The sequence below is a fragment of the Aerococcus urinaeequi genome, from assembly GCF_001543205.1.
Lineage (GTDB): Bacteria > Bacillota > Bacilli > Lactobacillales > Aerococcaceae > Aerococcus > Aerococcus urinaeequi.
The window spans coordinates 1,588,314-1,604,155 of record NZ_CP014162.1 but is presented as its reverse complement, the minus strand read 5'-3'; the positions used below and the strand labels follow the sequence as shown (position 1 = coordinate 1,604,155).

16 protein-coding genes are annotated in these 15,842 nt (G+C 40.2%); 3 read left to right on the top strand and 13 right to left on the bottom strand.

Going from position 1 to position 15,842, the window contains the following annotated elements:
- Window positions 1-16: 16 nt before the first annotated feature.
- From AWM74_RS07410 to AWM74_RS07400, 3 genes are read right to left on the bottom strand one after another with little or no spacing between them, the layout of a single operon-like run.
- A complete protein-coding gene (locus AWM74_RS07410; protein WP_016897643.1) occupies window positions 17-706 on the bottom strand; it encodes a 5'-methylthioadenosine/adenosylhomocysteine nucleosidase in 690 nt (229 codons plus the stop codon).
- Window positions 707-746: 40 nt separating this feature from the next.
- On the bottom strand, window positions 747-1,604 hold the full coding sequence (locus AWM74_RS07405; RefSeq protein WP_026465381.1) for a hypothetical protein: 858 nt from the start codon (window positions 1,602-1,604) through the stop codon (window positions 747-749).
- 12 nt (window positions 1,605-1,616) lie between these two features.
- Window positions 1,617-2,159, bottom strand: coding sequence for an NUDIX hydrolase (locus tag AWM74_RS07400; protein WP_026465382.1), 543 nt, complete (start codon window positions 2,157-2,159; stop codon window positions 1,617-1,619).
- Between the two features lie 270 nt (window positions 2,160-2,429).
- On the opposite strand from AWM74_RS07400, the gene AWM74_RS07395 reads away from it, so the two are divergent.
- From AWM74_RS07395 to AWM74_RS07385, 3 genes are all read left to right on the top strand, one after another.
- Window positions 2,430-3,065 carry a 5-bromo-4-chloroindolyl phosphate hydrolysis family protein gene (locus tag AWM74_RS07395; RefSeq protein ID WP_026465383.1) on the top strand — a complete coding sequence of 212 codons (636 nt, stop codon included), beginning with the start codon at window positions 2,430-2,432 and terminating at the stop codon, window positions 3,063-3,065.
- Between the two features lie 12 nt (window positions 3,066-3,077).
- Entirely contained in the window at window positions 3,078-4,283 is a 1,206-nt protein-coding gene (locus AWM74_RS07390; RefSeq protein WP_051218139.1) for a toxic anion resistance protein, read from the top strand.
- 101 nt (window positions 4,284-4,384) lie between these two features.
- Window positions 4,385-4,633 carry a GlsB/YeaQ/YmgE family stress response membrane protein gene (locus AWM74_RS07385; RefSeq protein WP_197559109.1) on the top strand — a complete coding sequence of 83 codons (249 nt, stop codon included), beginning with the start codon at window positions 4,385-4,387 and terminating at the stop codon, window positions 4,631-4,633.
- Between the two features lie 173 nt (window positions 4,634-4,806).
- On the opposite strand, the gene AWM74_RS07380 is transcribed toward AWM74_RS07385, so the two are convergent.
- The 10 genes from AWM74_RS07380 to AWM74_RS07335 form a co-directional block, all read right to left on the bottom strand.
- A complete protein-coding gene (locus AWM74_RS07380; protein WP_026465385.1) occupies window positions 4,807-5,019 on the bottom strand; it encodes a cold-shock protein in 213 nt (70 codons plus the stop codon).
- Between the two features lies 1 nt (window position 5,020).
- A complete protein-coding gene (ileS, locus tag AWM74_RS07375) occupies window positions 5,021-7,807 on the bottom strand; it encodes an isoleucine--tRNA ligase (protein WP_060774349.1) in 2,787 nt (928 codons plus the stop codon).
- Window positions 7,808-8,162: 355 nt separating this feature from the next.
- Window positions 8,163-9,059: a DivIVA domain-containing protein gene (locus tag AWM74_RS07370; RefSeq protein WP_026465387.1), complete on the bottom strand. Its 897-nt coding sequence runs from the start codon at window positions 9,057-9,059 to the stop codon at window positions 8,163-8,165.
- A 12-nt stretch (window positions 9,060-9,071) separates the two neighbouring features.
- Window positions 9,072-9,863 carry a YlmH family RNA-binding protein gene (locus tag AWM74_RS07365; protein WP_026465388.1) on the bottom strand — a complete coding sequence of 264 codons (792 nt, stop codon included), beginning with the start codon at window positions 9,861-9,863 and terminating at the stop codon, window positions 9,072-9,074.
- Between the two features lie 100 nt (window positions 9,864-9,963).
- Window positions 9,964-10,215, bottom strand: coding sequence for a YggT family protein (locus AWM74_RS07360; protein WP_016897656.1), 252 nt, complete (start codon window positions 10,213-10,215; stop codon window positions 9,964-9,966).
- Window positions 10,208-10,780, bottom strand: a complete 573-nt coding sequence (locus AWM74_RS07355) for a cell division protein SepF (protein WP_026465389.1) — start codon at window positions 10,778-10,780, stop codon at window positions 10,208-10,210. Before AWM74_RS07355 ends, AWM74_RS07360 begins: the two co-directional genes overlap by 8 nt.
- A 15-nt stretch (window positions 10,781-10,795) precedes the next feature.
- The gene (locus AWM74_RS07350) at window positions 10,796-11,476 is read right to left on the bottom strand and encodes a YggS family pyridoxal phosphate-dependent enzyme (protein WP_026465390.1); all 681 of its coding nucleotides are present in this window, start codon (window positions 11,474-11,476) and stop codon (window positions 10,796-10,798) included.
- 1 nt (window position 11,477) lies between these two features.
- Window positions 11,478-12,746 (bottom strand): cell division protein FtsZ, encoded by a 1,269-nt coding sequence (gene ftsZ / locus AWM74_RS07345; RefSeq protein ID WP_016897659.1) that lies wholly within the window; start codon window positions 12,744-12,746, stop codon window positions 11,478-11,480.
- Between the two features lie 23 nt (window positions 12,747-12,769).
- Window positions 12,770-14,209 carry a cell division protein FtsA gene (gene ftsA, locus AWM74_RS07340; protein WP_026465392.1) on the bottom strand — a complete coding sequence of 480 codons (1,440 nt, stop codon included), beginning with the start codon at window positions 14,207-14,209 and terminating at the stop codon, window positions 12,770-12,772.
- A 191-nt stretch (window positions 14,210-14,400) separates the two neighbouring features.
- Entirely contained in the window at window positions 14,401-15,813 is a 1,413-nt protein-coding gene (locus tag AWM74_RS07335; RefSeq protein WP_236702830.1) for a cell division protein FtsQ/DivIB, read from the bottom strand.
- Window positions 15,814-15,842 lie beyond the last annotated feature (29 nt).

The following is a 15,842-nucleotide window of genomic DNA, read 5'->3' as shown; positions in this document are numbered from 1 at the left end:
CTTCGTCAATGATAACTTAATTTAAATGTTTTAAATAGTTCAGAGTCACTTTAGCGGCATTTTGCCCTGCCGTCACCACAAATTCATCAAAGACCACATTAGCGTCTTGTTGAGCGGTATCAGAAATCGCTCGAATGACAATACAATCAACACCAAACTGGTGAGCTACTTGCGCAACAGCAGCTCCTTCCATCTCAGCACATTGCGCCCCTCTAAATGTCTGATATAAATCATTCACTTTATCAGTATCGGCAATAAATTGATCTCCTGTTAAGATCAATCCGGTTGTCGCATTTAAATCTGTTTCATGATAAGCATCTAAGAAGCCTTGAATTAAGTTTTCTGGCGCCTTATAACGGGCTGGCATTGTAGGCACTTGGCCTAATTCATAACCGAATGCACGGGCATCCGCGTCATGGTACATCGTCGCTTCCCCAATGACAATATCCCCAATTTGACGGTCTGGTGCAAGGGCCCCAGCTGACCCAGTATTGATGATTAAATCTGGGTTTGTTTGGGCAACAAGTGTTGTCGCGATTGCGGCGTTTACTTTCCCAATCCCGCAACGGGCTACAATGATTTCGTGCCCTTCGTATGATGTTGTCCATACTTCTGTTGACCCAACAATTTCACTAACACTTAGGCCTAGGTGTTCTTTATAGTAACCAATTTCTTCTTCCATTGGGCAAATAATTGCTACTTTCATCTATTCTATACTCTCCTCCGTTTAAATTGATTTAATTTAATTAAACATAAAAAGCGATAATGGTCAAAATGATAATCCCTAGAGTTAACAGGACAATCGCGATATTTAGGAAACGATCAATTTTAGTTAGCCCGAAAAAGGACTTACCTTTACTTGATTCTATGTCCGCTTGTTTACCATCCGCATCCACTTGACCTGAATTTTGACCAAACTGATTTGCCTTATCCGGATTCGCTTCAGCATTTCCTGCACCGAAAAAAGCTTGTTGTGATTGGTCACTTCCTTCATTATCGTCTACTAATGTTTCTTCATCTCTTTCATCCTCTACTTCTTCCTCAGAAGGGCCAAAAAGTCGTTCTCTAAATGACAGCCGTTTTTTATTTCCCTTAGTAGTCTCTTCTACTGAAGGTTCTTCCGCAAGCGGCGTCGACGTTCTAGCAGCGGTCACCACATGGTCGTCCTGGTTGGTCCAAGCACCCTGGCCAGTAGAATTCTGGTTGGTTGGTCTTTGGCTTGTCGGAGAAAAATTTGAATTTGTTCTATTTGTCATTGGTCGTTCTGGTCTAGATTCCCGGTCAGATTGACGAGCTTTTGCTTGCTGACTTTTCTTTTCATAAAGAGCTTGGTTGAGCATATCCGCAGAAAATTTTCTTGGTGCATCGAAGTCTTCATCACGTTTAAAGACCTGAGTATTACCAGCAGTTGCATCCCGGTTAATGGTTGCTGATTTTTTGTGACGGGCATCACGGGGCGCATCATATGTCGTCGATTGACTTGGTCGCTTGCTTTCTTGAATTTCGTCAGCAACTTCACTAACCGTTTTGTCGGTGTGGTCGATTTTATTTTTCAAGGCCCGGTACTGGGCACGTGTTAATTGTGGTTCTTCATCTGGCGTCATATATGTCACCTACTATCCTTGTAATGTTAAAATTTGCCAATATTGAATGGCGTAAATAGTCTTCATATCGGAAATCTCTCCTGAGGCAATCGCTGCTTTCGCTTGACCAAAGTCTAGGTATACGAGTTCGATATTTTCATCGTCGTCTTGTGCGGGCGGCTCTGGTAAATCAGTAACATTTTGGCAGGCATACATTTGAATGAATTCATCATTATAACCTGGCGTCACATAGAAGCCGTCTAGTTGCTGCCAATTTTCACCAGCCATCCCTGTTTCTTCCGCAAATTCTCGTTTAGCGGCCACCAATAAATCTTCATTAGGATCTACTAATCCAGCTGGCACTTCTAAACTAACTGCCTCGATTCCTTTTCTATACTGACGAACTAATACGATTTTATCGTCCCGTAAGGCGAAAATACCGACTGCTGGTCCGTGGAAAATGAGTTCACGATCTGCAAGTTCACCATTTTGCAAACGGACTTGATGCTTCTCTAAGTTTAGAATCTTTCCTTCGTATAAGGTTTCTTTCTTAATTGTTTTTTCACCAAATGTCATCGTGGTCAACCTTTCTTAAACATTATATTTGTACTTTATATGTATATGTAGTGTAATTCTGCTCATAATTTTGGTGGCTATTCTTCTTCATTTTAACATTTTTATCTAAAATATGGGCTAGAAGGCGAAATTTTAGGGATTTATTTACCATTTCAACTGGCTTCTATTGTATAGGAATAAGCTATTGTTTTTAAATACGACTAGAGGCCGATGTTGATTGACCCCTGGTCCCCTATAATAAAGTTAAATCAATCAAAGGAGTGACTAAACATGAACCGCCCACTTCAATACATCGCAAAAATTGGTCAATATCCTTTTTACTGGCCGATGAACGTCACAATCATTTTTCTATTGTTTGTATTTGGTACCCCCTACTACCAAATTACTTTCTGGGTGTTGGCACTATCTTTCTTAGTCTTTGTAATCAGTAATATTTACACGGCCAATATCGCTGACCATCAAAGTAACCGTGAAAGATATAAACCAAGACGGGTACCCAAATCAAGAAAGGCCATCTATGAGGAAGCTGACTTAACTGACCAAGAGATTCATTTTTTCCGGTCCGAAATGGCTGAAGCCTTGGATACTATCGAAACAATCTTAGGTTATGAAAACTACAATACCCATTTAAATATGGTATTTAAACGTTATGATACAAGCAAAGTCTTGAAAAGTTATTTCCAAGCCATTACACAAGCGCCAGATCGTCTAAACCAGGCGACCGATTTCCTATATCATGTGCTCCCAAATTTAAAGGCCGCGCTTGAACAGTATACGGCCATTAATCAAGCAATGGATAAATCACCACGGAAAATTCAAAAGTTGACTAGTTTACGTGAGGAAATCGCAGACTTAGCCCACCAAGCGCAAAGTTCACTCGAAAGCTTCACTAATGACCCTGAGTAAAGGAGAACAATGATGACAGAAGACAAAAACCAACCTTTAAACAAGCAATCGGATAATATTTCTAAATCAGTGGATGATTTAATCGCCAATCCCTTCCAAGATGCGACTTTAGCCAATTCGCCCTTAGAAAACTTGGCCAATACCGATGAAGAAACGGGAATGGAACAGACCATCTACCAACAATTATCTAAAGACCGTCAAGACCAAGCTAAAGCCTTATCAGAAAAAATTGATGCTAGCGATAGCCAATCCATCGTTTCATATGGTGCCATGGCCCAAAAACAAATAGGTGACTTCTCACACCAAATTATCGCCCAAGTTCAAAACCAGGACTTAGACGTTGTCGGAGAACAGTTACGGGAATTATTAGCCCGTTTAAATGACACGGACCCAAGTCAATTAACCAACCAAAAGCAAAATCGAATTCAACGTTGGTTTAAGAAACAAAAGGCCTCTTTATATGAAATGAACGCCAAATATCAAAAAGTTGGCTACCAAATTGATGAAATTGCAGGTCACCTAACCCGTCAAAAGAACGGCTTGTTAAATGACAACCTACAATTAGATAGCTTATACCAACAAAATTTGGAATTTTTCGAAGCTTTAAATGTCTATATCGCTGCTGCCCAAATCAAAGCAGAACGACTACGTCAAGAAGAATTACCTGCCTTAAAGAGTCAGGTAACCAGTGAACATGACCAAATGACTATCCAAAAAATTGCCGACTTAGAGCAATTTATTAACCGACTTGAGAAACGGATTTACGACTTGGAGCTAACACGCGAAATTACTATCCAACAAGCACCGCAAATTCGTTTAATTCAAAATGCCAACCAAAACTTGGCTGAGAAAATCCAATCATCTATTTATACAGCCATTCCTTTATGGAAAAACCAAATCGCTATCCAATTATCCCTATACCGTCAAAAAGATGCTTTGGATGCCCAAATTGCTGTGACAGATACCACGAACCAATTATTAACAGAAAACTCTGAATTGTTGAAACAATCATCACTTGAAACAGCAAGACAGTCTGAACGTGGTGTGGTAGATATTGAAACCTTGAAACACTCACAACAAAACCTGATTGATACCATTACTGAGACCATGCAAATTCAAGAAGAAGGACGGGCTAAACGTCTACAAGCTGAACGTGAAATGGTACAAATGGAGAATGAATTAAAACAACATTTACTTAATGGTAGTCAAAAAAAATAAAATGAAAACATTTTAAAGTGTTTTCATTTCATCTGATTTAGCACATATGTTATAATGTATATATGGACAAAACGTCCAATACAAAATGAAATGGAGGAATTATCATGGGCTGGTTATGGTCTTTAATCGTCGGTGGACTTATTGGTTGGGGTGCAGGTGCAATCCTAGGTAAAGATGTCCCAGGTGGCGTTATCGGTAACATTATCTGTGGTATGTTAGGTTCTTGGGTAGCATCTACTTTCTTACAAGACTTTGGTCCTGTAATTGGTGGATACGCAGTGATCCCTTCACTAATCGGAGCTATCGTATTAATCTTAGTATTAAACTTTGTCTTAAAACGTTTAAACTAGTTTAACTATACAATTAATTAAGGGCGCTGAATCAAACGGTTCAGCGCCCTTTTTTTTTACCCTATTTTCAACAAAATCCTCTGACCCATTTGACGAGGAAGTCAAAAGCGGTAGCGACTAAGACTTAGTGTCTAATCGCTACCGCTTTATCTATATTATTCAATTAGCTATCATTAGCCTAATTCAATATTCACTGCTTGAGGACCACGTTTTCCTTGGGCAATTTCAAACTGTACCTTTTGACCCACTTCTAATGAAGTTTGGTCTAAGTGACGTAAAGCTGAAAAATGCACGAAGATATCATCTTCCTCTGGAAAATCTGGTAACTCGATAAATCCAAAGCCTTCTTTTTCATTAAAAGTCTTTACAAAGCCGTAATAGGTCATCTTAATTCTCCTCTTCAACTAAAGCTTCAGGATAGTGGTTAATGACGATGTCAGCACAACGTGCACATAAGTGCGGTGCTGCTTCAATTGTACCAACTTCTTCGTAAACCCCACGACAACGTTCACAAGTTTCACCATGTGCATGTTCAATCACTAGGCTGTAACCTTCGTAGGCTGTAGCATCTGCGCCGGCTTCTGCAAGGTCATGGATTTTTAACTGCGATACCATCAAGTATGTCGCTAATTCTTCGCCGACACTATCAAGTAATGCTTTGGTTTCTTCATTAGCAAAAATATGTAATTTCGCTTGTAATGATTTACCAATCACTTTTTCTTCACGAGCCGTTTCTAATGATTTGTTGACATCAGACCGCAAGGCCATAAAGGTAGACCATTTTTCTTCTAAAGCGTCTGCATTTTCATAAGTCACTACTTCAGGGAAGTCAGCTAATTGGGCGTATGCTTCCTCTTCTTGTAGGTATGTCCAGATTTCTTCAGTTGTATGTGGAATAACTGGTGTCAGTAAAGTCGTCACGGCTTTAGCTACTGCATACATAACCGTTTGCATGTTACGACGTTTTGCTGATTCTGGTAATTCAATGTAAACAACGTCTTTAGCGTAGTCTAAGTAGAAGTTAGACATATCTAAAGTTAGGAAGTTGGTGATTTCATGGTTGACTGTCATAAAGTCGAAAGTATCGTAAGCATGACGTACATTGCGCACCATTTCGTTTAGACGGTTCATCATGTATTGGTCAATTGATGCTAGATCTTCATAGGCAACTGCATCTTTTTTCACATCAAAGTCATACAAGTTTCCTAGTAAGAAACGTACAGTATTACGGATACGACGGTAGTTTTCAGCAACTTGACCTAAGATATCGTCAGAGATACGGACATCGTAGTAAGTGTCTACTGAAGATACCCAAAGACGTAAAATGTCTGCCCCACGTTGTTTGATGACGTCGTTTGGTGACACTGTGTTCCCAATTGATTTGGACATCTTGCGACCTTCACCATCGTTAACGAATCCTTGAGAAAGGACTGAACGGTATGGTGCTTCATCGTTTACTGCGACTGATGTTAATAGTGATGAATGGAACCAACCACGGTATTGGTCAGAACCTTCTAGGTACATGTCAGCTGGGAATGTTAGGTCTTCACGTGTGCGTAATACGCCATGGTGAGATGAACCAGAGTCAAACCATACATCCATGATATCCATTTCTTTGGTGAATTCACCGTTTGGCGATGCTGGGTGCGTAAAGCCTTCTGGTATTAAGTCTTTCGCTTCGCGCTCAAACCAGATATTTGAACCGAATTCGTCAAACAGGTTGGCTACATGTTCGATTGTTTCTGGTGTACATACAGGTTCGCCATTTTCTGCGTAGAAGATTGGCAATGGAACACCCCAAACACGTTGACGTGAAATTACCCAGTCTTTACGGTCACGGATCATGTTGTAGATACGTGTTTGACCAGATGGATGCCACCATTTCACTTCATTGTCGATGACGTCTAAAGTACGTTCCCGAATTTTTTCTACTGAACAGAACCATTGTGGTGTTGCACGGTAGATAACCGGTTTTTTCGTACGCCAGTCATGTGGGTAAGAGTGAGAGAAGTAATCTAGTTTTAGTAAACGATTATTTTCTTTCATTTTTTCGATTGAAATCTCGTTACCTTTTTCGTAGAAGACACCTTCAAAACCTGGTGCTTCATCTGTAAAGTGACCTTGGTCATCTAATGGTGATAGAACATCTAAATTATAGTTCAATGACGCAAAGTAGTCATCTTCCCCGTGCCCAGGCGCCGTATGGACTAAACCAGTACCTGATTCAGTTGTTACGTGGTCACCTAAGATTAGTAATGAGTCACGGTCGTAGTATGGATGTTCAGCAACCATATACTCTAAGTCAGTACCTTTCACTGGTTCACCTTCAACTGTGTAGTCTGCCCATCCTAATTCTGTTGCTAGGCTATTCACTAAGTCAGTTGCAACCACAAATTTACGGTCAGCAACAGCGACTACTGAGTATTCAAAATTTGGATTTACAGCGATAGCCATGTTAGATGGAATAGTCCAAGGTGTTGTTGTCCAGATAATGAATTCTGCATTCTCTGGTAATTTGCCTTTTGTATCGCGTGCTTTAAAGGCTACGTAGATTGAAGGTGATTCAACGTCTTGGTATTCAATTTCAGCTTCAGCTAAAGTAGATTCTGAAGATGGTGACCAATAAACTGGCTTAGCCCCTTTATAGATCAAGCCATTTTCATACATATCACCGAATAAACGGATTTGTTGCGCTTCAAATTCTGGTGCTAGTGTTAGGTATGGGTTCTCCCAGTCACCAGCAACACCTAAACGTTTAAAGTCATCACGTTGGCCGTTAATTTGTTTCCAAGCGTACTCTTCACACAATTTACGGAATTCAGCAACTGTCATTGACTTACGGTCAACACCTGAATTGGTTAAGGCTTGCTCGATTGGTAAACCGTGCGTATCCCAGCCTGGTACGTAAGGTGACCGGAAGCCAGACATAGATTTTGAACGGATGATAATATCTTTAGAGATTTTATTCATGGCATGTCCAATATGAATGTTCCCATTTGCATATGGTGGGCCATCATGTAGGACCCAAGGTGTTTTATCCTTATTTTTTTCTTGACGTTGTGCGTACACGTCTTCTTCGTTCCACTCAGCTTGACGCTCTACCTCTTTAACAGGTAGGTTACCGCGCATTGGGAATTTTGTTTTCCCTAAATTTAATGTTTCTTTCATTTTCATCGCGTAATGCCCCCTCATCGATTTCCTAGAAATAAAAAAAGCCCCGTCCGCAAAAGGGACGAAGCTACCGTGGTACCACCCAGATTTTGTATACCACAAATAATGCGGTATACACTCAATAACTTTATCGCAGTCAACGGTTAACCTACTTGGGCAATAATGCATTACCTGTTCAACAAACTACTCCTGGATGATAATAAATAACTTTTCTCGCTCTAATTCGCAGCTAACATAGATTCTCTTTCGATAAATTACGTTATTTATTGTGTTCCACTCTACGTGTTCTATTTCCATACGTCATAATATTACTATAAAAATATTGTAAAAACAACTTTTGTCGCGCAAATACTCCTGATTATTCTTCAGATTTATCTGCTGCATTGGTCAAATCAGCTTCTGTTGACTCGGATTGTACCAGTTCGTCTGTCACATCTTGCACGTCAGTTGTTGGTTGGTTTGTATCAGTTTGATCAGTATTATCAGCTGCTACCGCTTGTGTTTCTTCAGCCGCATCAGGTGTATTTTCTGATGAAGCAGTTTCTACAGATTCGCTAGCATTTTCTGCTACAGCACTTGTTTCTGCTTCCGCTACTACCGGTTCACTGTCTTTAAAACCGCTAAAAACTGGCGCAATAGCTGGAATATCATTGTTAAAGAACTCTTCTTTACGTTGTTCTTTTTCAGCTTTTTCAGCAGCTGCCTCAAAGATTGCTTCCCCTTTATTTGACCGTACTGGTAGATCATAATCTTTCACCACTTCATCTAATTGTGGCGTCGGCACATCTCCAACTGGTTTTTCAAAGAATAAGTTTTCCCAACGTGGGTCTTCGTACATATCTTTGGCTTGTAAAATCATACCAAAAGATTGGTGCAAGTAAGTACGAGCAGCTTCTTGTAGATTATCTGTTTCCGTATTAATAACAGCCGCTTTCTCAGCCGCTTCAGCAAGCAAACGACGGGCTTCTTCTTCAGCACGTTCTACAATTAAAGAGGCTTCATTTAACGCTTCTTCACGCAAACGGTCAGCTGCTTCTTGGGCCACAAAAATCGAACGGTTAACTGTCGCTTCCTTACGGTGGGCAGCATCCACTTCTTTATTCGCTTCGTTTAATTGGTCTTGTAAAGATTTATTTTGGTCCTCTAACTTCTGCATTGAGACGCGGACTTTATTCAAATAGTCATCTACCTCAGTTTTACCGTAACCTGAGATTTTCTGTTTAAATTTCATATTTTTAATTTCTGATGCGCGCATAAAATGAGCCTCCTATTTGTTTTTGATGATCTCAATCGCTACTCTAATTTTACCCTTTTTGGTTTCCATTTGGGTAGCCACATATTTCAATCTGCCATAGCCTCGTATTGAAGCAATGTCCCCTGGATTTAATAGCCTTTTCGCGTCTTGCACTTGAGCCCAATTGAGTTTAGCAGCGCCACCCTCAATCAGTAATTTGGCCTTCGCTCTTGGAATTCTAAATCCATCTGAAATCATAGTATCAAATCTTAATGAAGAAAGTGTGATTTCCATGGGTTGCCAGTCAGATTTTGGTTGAATAATTTGGTCAAAATGATTGATTTTCACCAGCTTGACTTTCGAACCACCTATCTTATCCATTTCAAAGCTAAGAAAATCGGCGATTTTCTCGTCGACGAAGAATTGCCATTTCTCTCCAGCCTGGATAATATCTCCGATACGGTTACGTTCAACCCCTTGACCTAGAATAGTTCCTAGTATTTGCCGGTGTTCAATAGTATTAAACTTGCTGGCATAGTGAATATTAAAGGGGGTAATTTCAAAATCAGCCGGTTGAATTTCGTAATAAGTCGGTGCTAGTACACACCGTTGATTCTCCGCATTAGGATAGCCACCGAAAAATTCATAATGAATTTCATCGTCTTGGCCAATGATCATTGATACAATGGCCACTTCTCTTGGATTCAAAAACGGGGTCACTACCGGTGCATATTGGTCTAAGACCTGATTCATCCAGTCCGTCACTTTTTCAACAAAGGCATGTTCGTCTGGTTGAAAGTGCTGTAAAACTTCATAGTTTGCCAAGAGTTGTCCATCCCTTTCTATCAGTTGCTTGGTTCTATTATACAAAAGAATCGGGTAGATACCTAGACCCACCCGTTTGATTTAAAAGTTATTGTTATGGTTAGCGTAAAATATTTAAGCCGTTAGAAGCTAATTGTAGGACAAGAACGCCCACAATCACTGAAAATGAAATGCCTCCTAAACTAGGTAGGATACTATCAAAGAATGATAAGTATGGGTATGCTAGTCGGTCAATGATTTGACCAAATTTAGAATCTCTAGCTCCTGGGAACCAAGATAATAAAGCATATACTACTAGCACTAGTGTATAGACATAGATTAAATCTTGAAGAATGTTCACTAAACTATTCACGACTTTCACCCTCTCGATCCCAAATATTGCCACGGTCGCGAGATGCTTTGCCGTGTGTATTTGTATATTCTTCATACAAACCTTCAATTTGTACAGTTTCTGGAACGGCAATAAATACGTCAGTTGCTACACGTTGTAAGTCCCCATTAATGGCATATACAACGCCTGTCATATAATCGATAAATCGACGTGCATCTTCATCTGACATTTGTGACAGGTTTAAGACCACTGATTTATCGCCCAATAATGATTGACTGATTCGCTCAGCCTCAGCAAAAATGCGTGGTTTAAAAATTTCTAAAGTAGCCACGTTTTTACGAGACTCACTTAAATTCACTACATTATTTCGCGTTGCATCGTTTGCCATCGTTTTGTTTTGCTCCTTAGTTGGTTGTTCAAATGTAAATTGTGTTTGACTAGTTTGAGCAGCTTTAGCTGGATTTTCAGCAACTGGCTCTTCAAACGGCTTTGAATCACTAGTATCTACCGTCTCTTGCTCATAGTAGTCGTCTTCAAAATCATCATCATTGTCAAAGAAATTTGCAAAATAGTCTTTAAAACCCATATTGGATTCCTCCATTTACTCGGTTTCTGTGTTAAATATAGCTGAACCTACTCTGACAAAATCAGCGCCCTCAGCGACTGCAATTGGATAATCACCTGACATCCCCATGCTCAAGTGTTGACACGGTGCATAGTCTTTACCCAAAGCTTGCACTTGATCTCTTAATTGACGCAAGTTGGCAAAATATTGGTGAATCTCTTCATCCGTCGCGTCAATTGGTGCCATTGTCATCAAACCCACAATCTCTACTTTAGGAAATTCCGCCACTGCTTCGATAAAGGCATCAAGCTCAGTTGGTGCAATACCATGCTTAGATTCCTCGCCAGAAACATTGACCTGTAGGAAACATTTAATAACCTTGTCCGCCCGCTTGTCAATCTCCTTGGCCAGTTTTAACCGGTCAAGAGCATGGAAATAATCGATCTCATTAATGACATCTTTGACCTTACGGGTTTGCAAGGTGCCAATTAAATGCCATACAATATCGTCTGCCATAGCAGCAGATTTTTCCTGGAAGCCTTCTGCACGATTTTCTGCAAAATGTCTCACGCCTGCATCATATACTATGTTTGCTTCATCTATTGAATGGTACTTAGAAACGCAAATCAGCGTCACATCATTTGATGATAACGCTGATGATTGTTGTGCATTTGCAATAATGCCTTCAATAGACTGCACGTTATTGCGAATTGTCATATTAACGACGACGCTTTCTGAAGAATGGTGGTGTATCTAATTCATCGTCATCTGAGTTGTGTGATGAGTAATCATTTTCTACAGGTGCAGATGGTGCGTCATCAAAAGTTCTGCGTGAACGGTTTGAATCTTCATAACGGCTGCTATCGAAGTCGTTGAAGATGTCGCGGTTTTCTTCTTGGCGACGTTCAGTCACTTGTTTTTCTTTAAAGTTGTCTGGTTGGTTAGCGAAATCGCGACCTGAACTTTGTTGGAAAGCAGAGTGGCCGCCAGAACGTTTAGCGCGTTTTTCATCGCGACGTTTTTCAGTATCAATACCAGTTGCGATAACTGTTACGATAACTTCGTCTTCTAAGTCTTCAGCAATTGTAGTACCAAAGATGATGTTTACTTCTGAAGAAGAAGCTGCTGCTACGATATCCGCTGCATCTTGTGCCTCGAATAGCGTTAAATCGTCGCCACCCTTGATGTTTAATAGGATTTGCTCAGCACCATCAATAGAAACTTCTAATAATGGAGATGAGATAGCTTTCTTAGTTGCTTCAGCTGTACGGTTTTCACCAGTAGAAGCACCGATACCCATTAAAGCAGTACCTTGGTCAGCCATAACAGTACGAACGTCAGCAAAGTCTAAGTTTACGTAACCAGGTGCAGTAATCAAGTCAGAGATACCTTGAACCCCTTGGCGTAATACGTTGTCAGCTTCACCAAATGCTTCACGCATAGGTGTTTTCTTGTCAACGATTTCTAATAAACGGTTGTTTGAGATAGTTACTAAAGTATCCACATGTTGTTTCATTTCTGCTATACCTTGAGCAGCTGAGCGACCACGTTTTGGTCCTTCAAAAGTGAATGGACGAGTCACAACACCTACAGTTAGCGCGCCGATTTCTTCTTTAGCGATGCGGGCTACGATTGGTGCGGCACCTGTACCAGTACCACCACCCATTCCGGCAGTGATGAAGATTAAGTCAGCACCTTGTAATGCTTCGCGGATTTGATCTTCTGATTCTTCAGCAGCTTTAGCCCCAACTTCTGGTTGAGCACCGGCACCTAAACCACGAGTAGATTTAGGTCCAAGTTGGATTTTAATATCAGCTTTTGAGTTTTTCAAAGCTTGTGTATCAGTATTTGCAACAATAAATTCAACGCCACGTACGTTCTCCTCGATCATACGGTTAACAGCGTTGTTACCACCACCACCAACACCAACTACTTTGATTGATGCGTTATTCATATCCATGTTTTCGTATTCGAATTCCATATCCATTTTATATCCTCCTGGTAATTAAATTAAACAAAAAAGTCTTTGAAGAAATTTTTAATTTTATCAACTGGGCTTTCTTCTTCGCCCGTTTCAGTTTCGTCATTTAATTCATCATATTGGCTAGCTGGGATTTCTTCATAATAAGTTTGTTCATTATTAGAAGGCGATACGCTAGGTTTATCGTTAGCATTATCATCATTTACTTGTTTGTAATTGTCAACTGATTCTGTTTGCTTTGTGCTAGCAACTGGCTCTTTTGGCGCAGCAGTTGGCTGACTAGTCCGAGTAGTTGGTGCGACTTGTACTAGTTGCTCATTATCTTGTGCTAAGTGATGAATATCATCTAATTGCGCCACATATTGGATTAAACCAACCGCTGTTGTAAAGACTGGGTTACGCAAGCCAACGTATTCTGGAATGTAGTATCGCACTTCATGGCCAAAAACTTCTTCAGCTAAATCTAAAACACCAGGTAGTGATGCTGCCCCACCGGTCACAATAATGCCACCTGGTAAGGCAAAGGCTTCGATTTTATCTAGAGGTTTTTTCAATGTTTCGAATATTTGACGTTCCCGAGCTTCAATAATTTCAGCTAAGTAATGCTCACTCACACGTTCTGGATTCACTTTACCAATTGTTTCAACCGGGAAGAATTCTGAATCGCTCGTATCTTTAGGTAGGGCATAGCCATATTCTAGTTTGATTTGTTCAGCATTTTCAATTGAAGTATTCAATATAGTTGAGATATCTTTTGTAACAAGTTCCCCACCTTCGTGGTCGACTGTTGCAAATTTCAATTGATTATCGTGGAATACAGACACACTTGTTTGTCCCCCACCCATATCAACTAATATTGTCCCGAATTCACGTTCACTCTTGCTCATTGTGGCATATGCATTTGCATAAGATTGCACAACTAAGTCGCGTATATTCAAGCCCGCCATTGCTACGCAACGACGTATATTGTGAACCAGGGTTTTAGGACCAGTAACTAAACTAGCATATAATTCTAGTCTAACACCAATCATGCCACGTGGATCCTTAATGTTGTCAAAGCCATCAACTATGAATTCTTCTGGCATTACTGAAATGATTTCTCTTTCAGCTGGTACTGAGCGAACTTTCGCTGCTGCTAAGACATTTTTTACGTCTTTATCTGTAATTTCTCTGTTATCATTTGACACAGCAATCATACCGTAACAAGGCTCGATGTTCACTTGGTTACTTGGAACAGCTACAATGACATCGTTAATCGTATAATTTGCTTTTTGTTCGGCTTTTTTGATTGCACGCTTGATAGACTCAACGGTCTTATCAATATCTACAATCACACCTCTACTGAGTCCTTGTGAGCGCTCATGACCTACTCCAATAACATTAATTTGTTGGTTTACATATTCTGCAACTACTACTTTTATTGAAGTGGTTCCAATATCTAAACTTGCAAAAATTTCTGGCTGAACCATGTTTATTGAAACCTCCTAGAAAATTTAATATTTAATCGTATCGTTATTATTTTAACATAGACGGTACTAATTACCAACGAAATCACCGCTACTTTCTCATAGAAATTGTTGGCATAGTCACGGTCTATCAATAGTGATGACGTTTTCCTACACGCAAATGCTTTTAATTGCCTTCACATGATTTCGCCACTTTATTCACTCCCTGATTCAACAACTGAATTGCCACTTGCTGCATCCGTTTCGACACTAGAAGATGTTGCTTGTGCATCAGTACTTTCAACCTGACTAGTCTCACTAGTTGATCCTGATGAAGCATCAGATGCACTAGTTGATTCAGTGCTAGAACTATCTGTTGATTCGCTGGCTGAATCTGATGATAAAACATCTAATTCACTAGCTTCACTTTCACTCGCTGCACTTGATTCTGCAGCCACCGATTCATCATAAGCCTTTTTATCTTCTTCTAAAGCGTAAGGGTTATTCCCATCATTTAATTCAGTGAAATAAATAGCTACTTCCATATCGATTAGTCCCGTTTGCCCGTCCAATTGACTGGCAATACCATTATAATAACTCATCCGGTCACCAATTGAACTAATGAACCCTCTCACCACATTCCCGTCAACCATTTGTAAGGCAATCCGGTCAGTATTACTCTCATCACCTGTATAAGTCACTAAGGAAATTTTTTGAATGATATCATCTGACAGACTTGATAGGGCCTTAACCGTTTCTGTTAGCTTGGCTTTTTGATCTTCATTGGCAATATCATAACCTTCAAATAAGGGTAACTCTTTTTCAAGTGATGGCAGTGGTGTATCGATGATTTCATTATTTTCTAGTAAGGGGTAGAAAAAGTCCGCAATCTGGATGTAGCCCAATTGGCGGTAGGCTGACACGTTCACAGCTACTTTATTCCAATCCGATACATTCACAGTTGCTGACTTGACCGAAGGATTTTGGTTTACAATAGCTTGTTCCACCTCACCCTTGGAATTTTTCAAATCCGTCACCGACATCCCTTCGTTTAGGAGAGATAAATTCATACTTTCTGTATCCTCCACACCTTCAACAGTGATTGAAGCCACATGATTAAGCGGGGAAGCATAGTAACCAGCCAAAAATAATGCAATTACAAATGGTAATAATAATAGGACCATTTTCTTCCAGTTAGTTGGTTCACTTTTTTGTACCTCCTTAACTGGAGGCATCCCCTGATTACTTGTCACCTGCTGCTTTCGCTTGCCGGCTTGACCTTGCTTTTGTTTCTTCGAATTAGCTTTGCCTTTGCCTTTTATACTGAATTTAGGCAATCGCCACTTGGCTTTTTGTTTTGCTTTTTTCTTCACAGGTTTTTGCTTGCTACTTTTTTGTTTATTTATATTTGACGCTGCTTGTTTCTTTTCAAGCTTAGCTTGGTCCTGGTCTTCGTCTTGACGACTGCTATCCACACCATTTTGCACTGCATCTTGGTTTGACTTGTTAGCACTTTTGTCTTGCCTTCTGGCGACATCTGTCCGAGCATTTTCAGCTAATTTTTCATGCAAACGACGTCTTCTCTCGCGTCGCTCTTGGCGAATACGTTCTTCTTCCCAATCCATCATCACGCCCCCTTTCTATCTATTTATTTGGA

What these genes read in the sequence shown, in the direction of transcription:
- AWM74_RS07390 (WP_051218139.1), top strand. Translation starts at nt 3,078, where the DNA reads ATGACAGAAGACAAAAACCAACCTTTAAACAAGCAATCGGATAATATT.
- AWM74_RS07350 (WP_026465390.1), bottom strand. Translation starts at nt 11,476, where the DNA reads ATGACAATTCGCAATAACGTGCAGTCTATTGAAGGCATTATTGCAAAT.
- AWM74_RS07380 (WP_026465385.1), bottom strand. Translation starts at nt 5,019, where the DNA reads ATGACCTATTACGGCTTTGTAAAGACTTTTAATGAAAAAGAAGGCTTT.
- ftsA (WP_026465392.1), bottom strand. Translation starts at nt 14,209, where the DNA reads ATGGTTCAGCCAGAAATTTTTGCAAGTTTAGATATTGGAACCACTTCA.
- AWM74_RS07335 (WP_236702830.1), bottom strand. Translation starts at nt 15,813, where the DNA reads ATGATGGATTGGGAAGAAGAACGTATTCGCCAAGAGCGACGCGAGAGA.
- AWM74_RS07355 (WP_026465389.1), bottom strand. Translation starts at nt 10,780, where the DNA reads ATGGGTTTTAAAGACTATTTTGCAAATTTCTTTGACAATGATGATGAT.
- AWM74_RS07410 (WP_016897643.1), bottom strand. Translation starts at nt 706, where the DNA reads ATGAAAGTAGCAATTATTTGCCCAATGGAAGAAGAAATTGGTTACTAT.
- AWM74_RS07405 (WP_026465381.1), bottom strand. Translation starts at nt 1,604, where the DNA reads ATGACGCCAGATGAAGAACCACAATTAACACGTGCCCAGTACCGGGCC.
- AWM74_RS07370 (WP_026465387.1), bottom strand. Translation starts at nt 9,059, where the DNA reads ATGCGCGCATCAGAAATTAAAAATATGAAATTTAAACAGAAAATCTCA.
- AWM74_RS07395 (WP_026465383.1), top strand. Translation starts at nt 2,430, where the DNA reads ATGAACCGCCCACTTCAATACATCGCAAAAATTGGTCAATATCCTTTT.
- AWM74_RS07400 (WP_026465382.1), bottom strand. Translation starts at nt 2,159, where the DNA reads ATGACATTTGGTGAAAAAACAATTAAGAAAGAAACCTTATACGAAGGA.
- ileS (WP_060774349.1), bottom strand. Translation starts at nt 7,807, where the DNA reads ATGAAAATGAAAGAAACATTAAATTTAGGGAAAACAAAATTCCCAATG.
- ftsZ (WP_016897659.1), bottom strand. Translation starts at nt 12,746, where the DNA reads ATGGATATGGAATTCGAATACGAAAACATGGATATGAATAACGCATCA.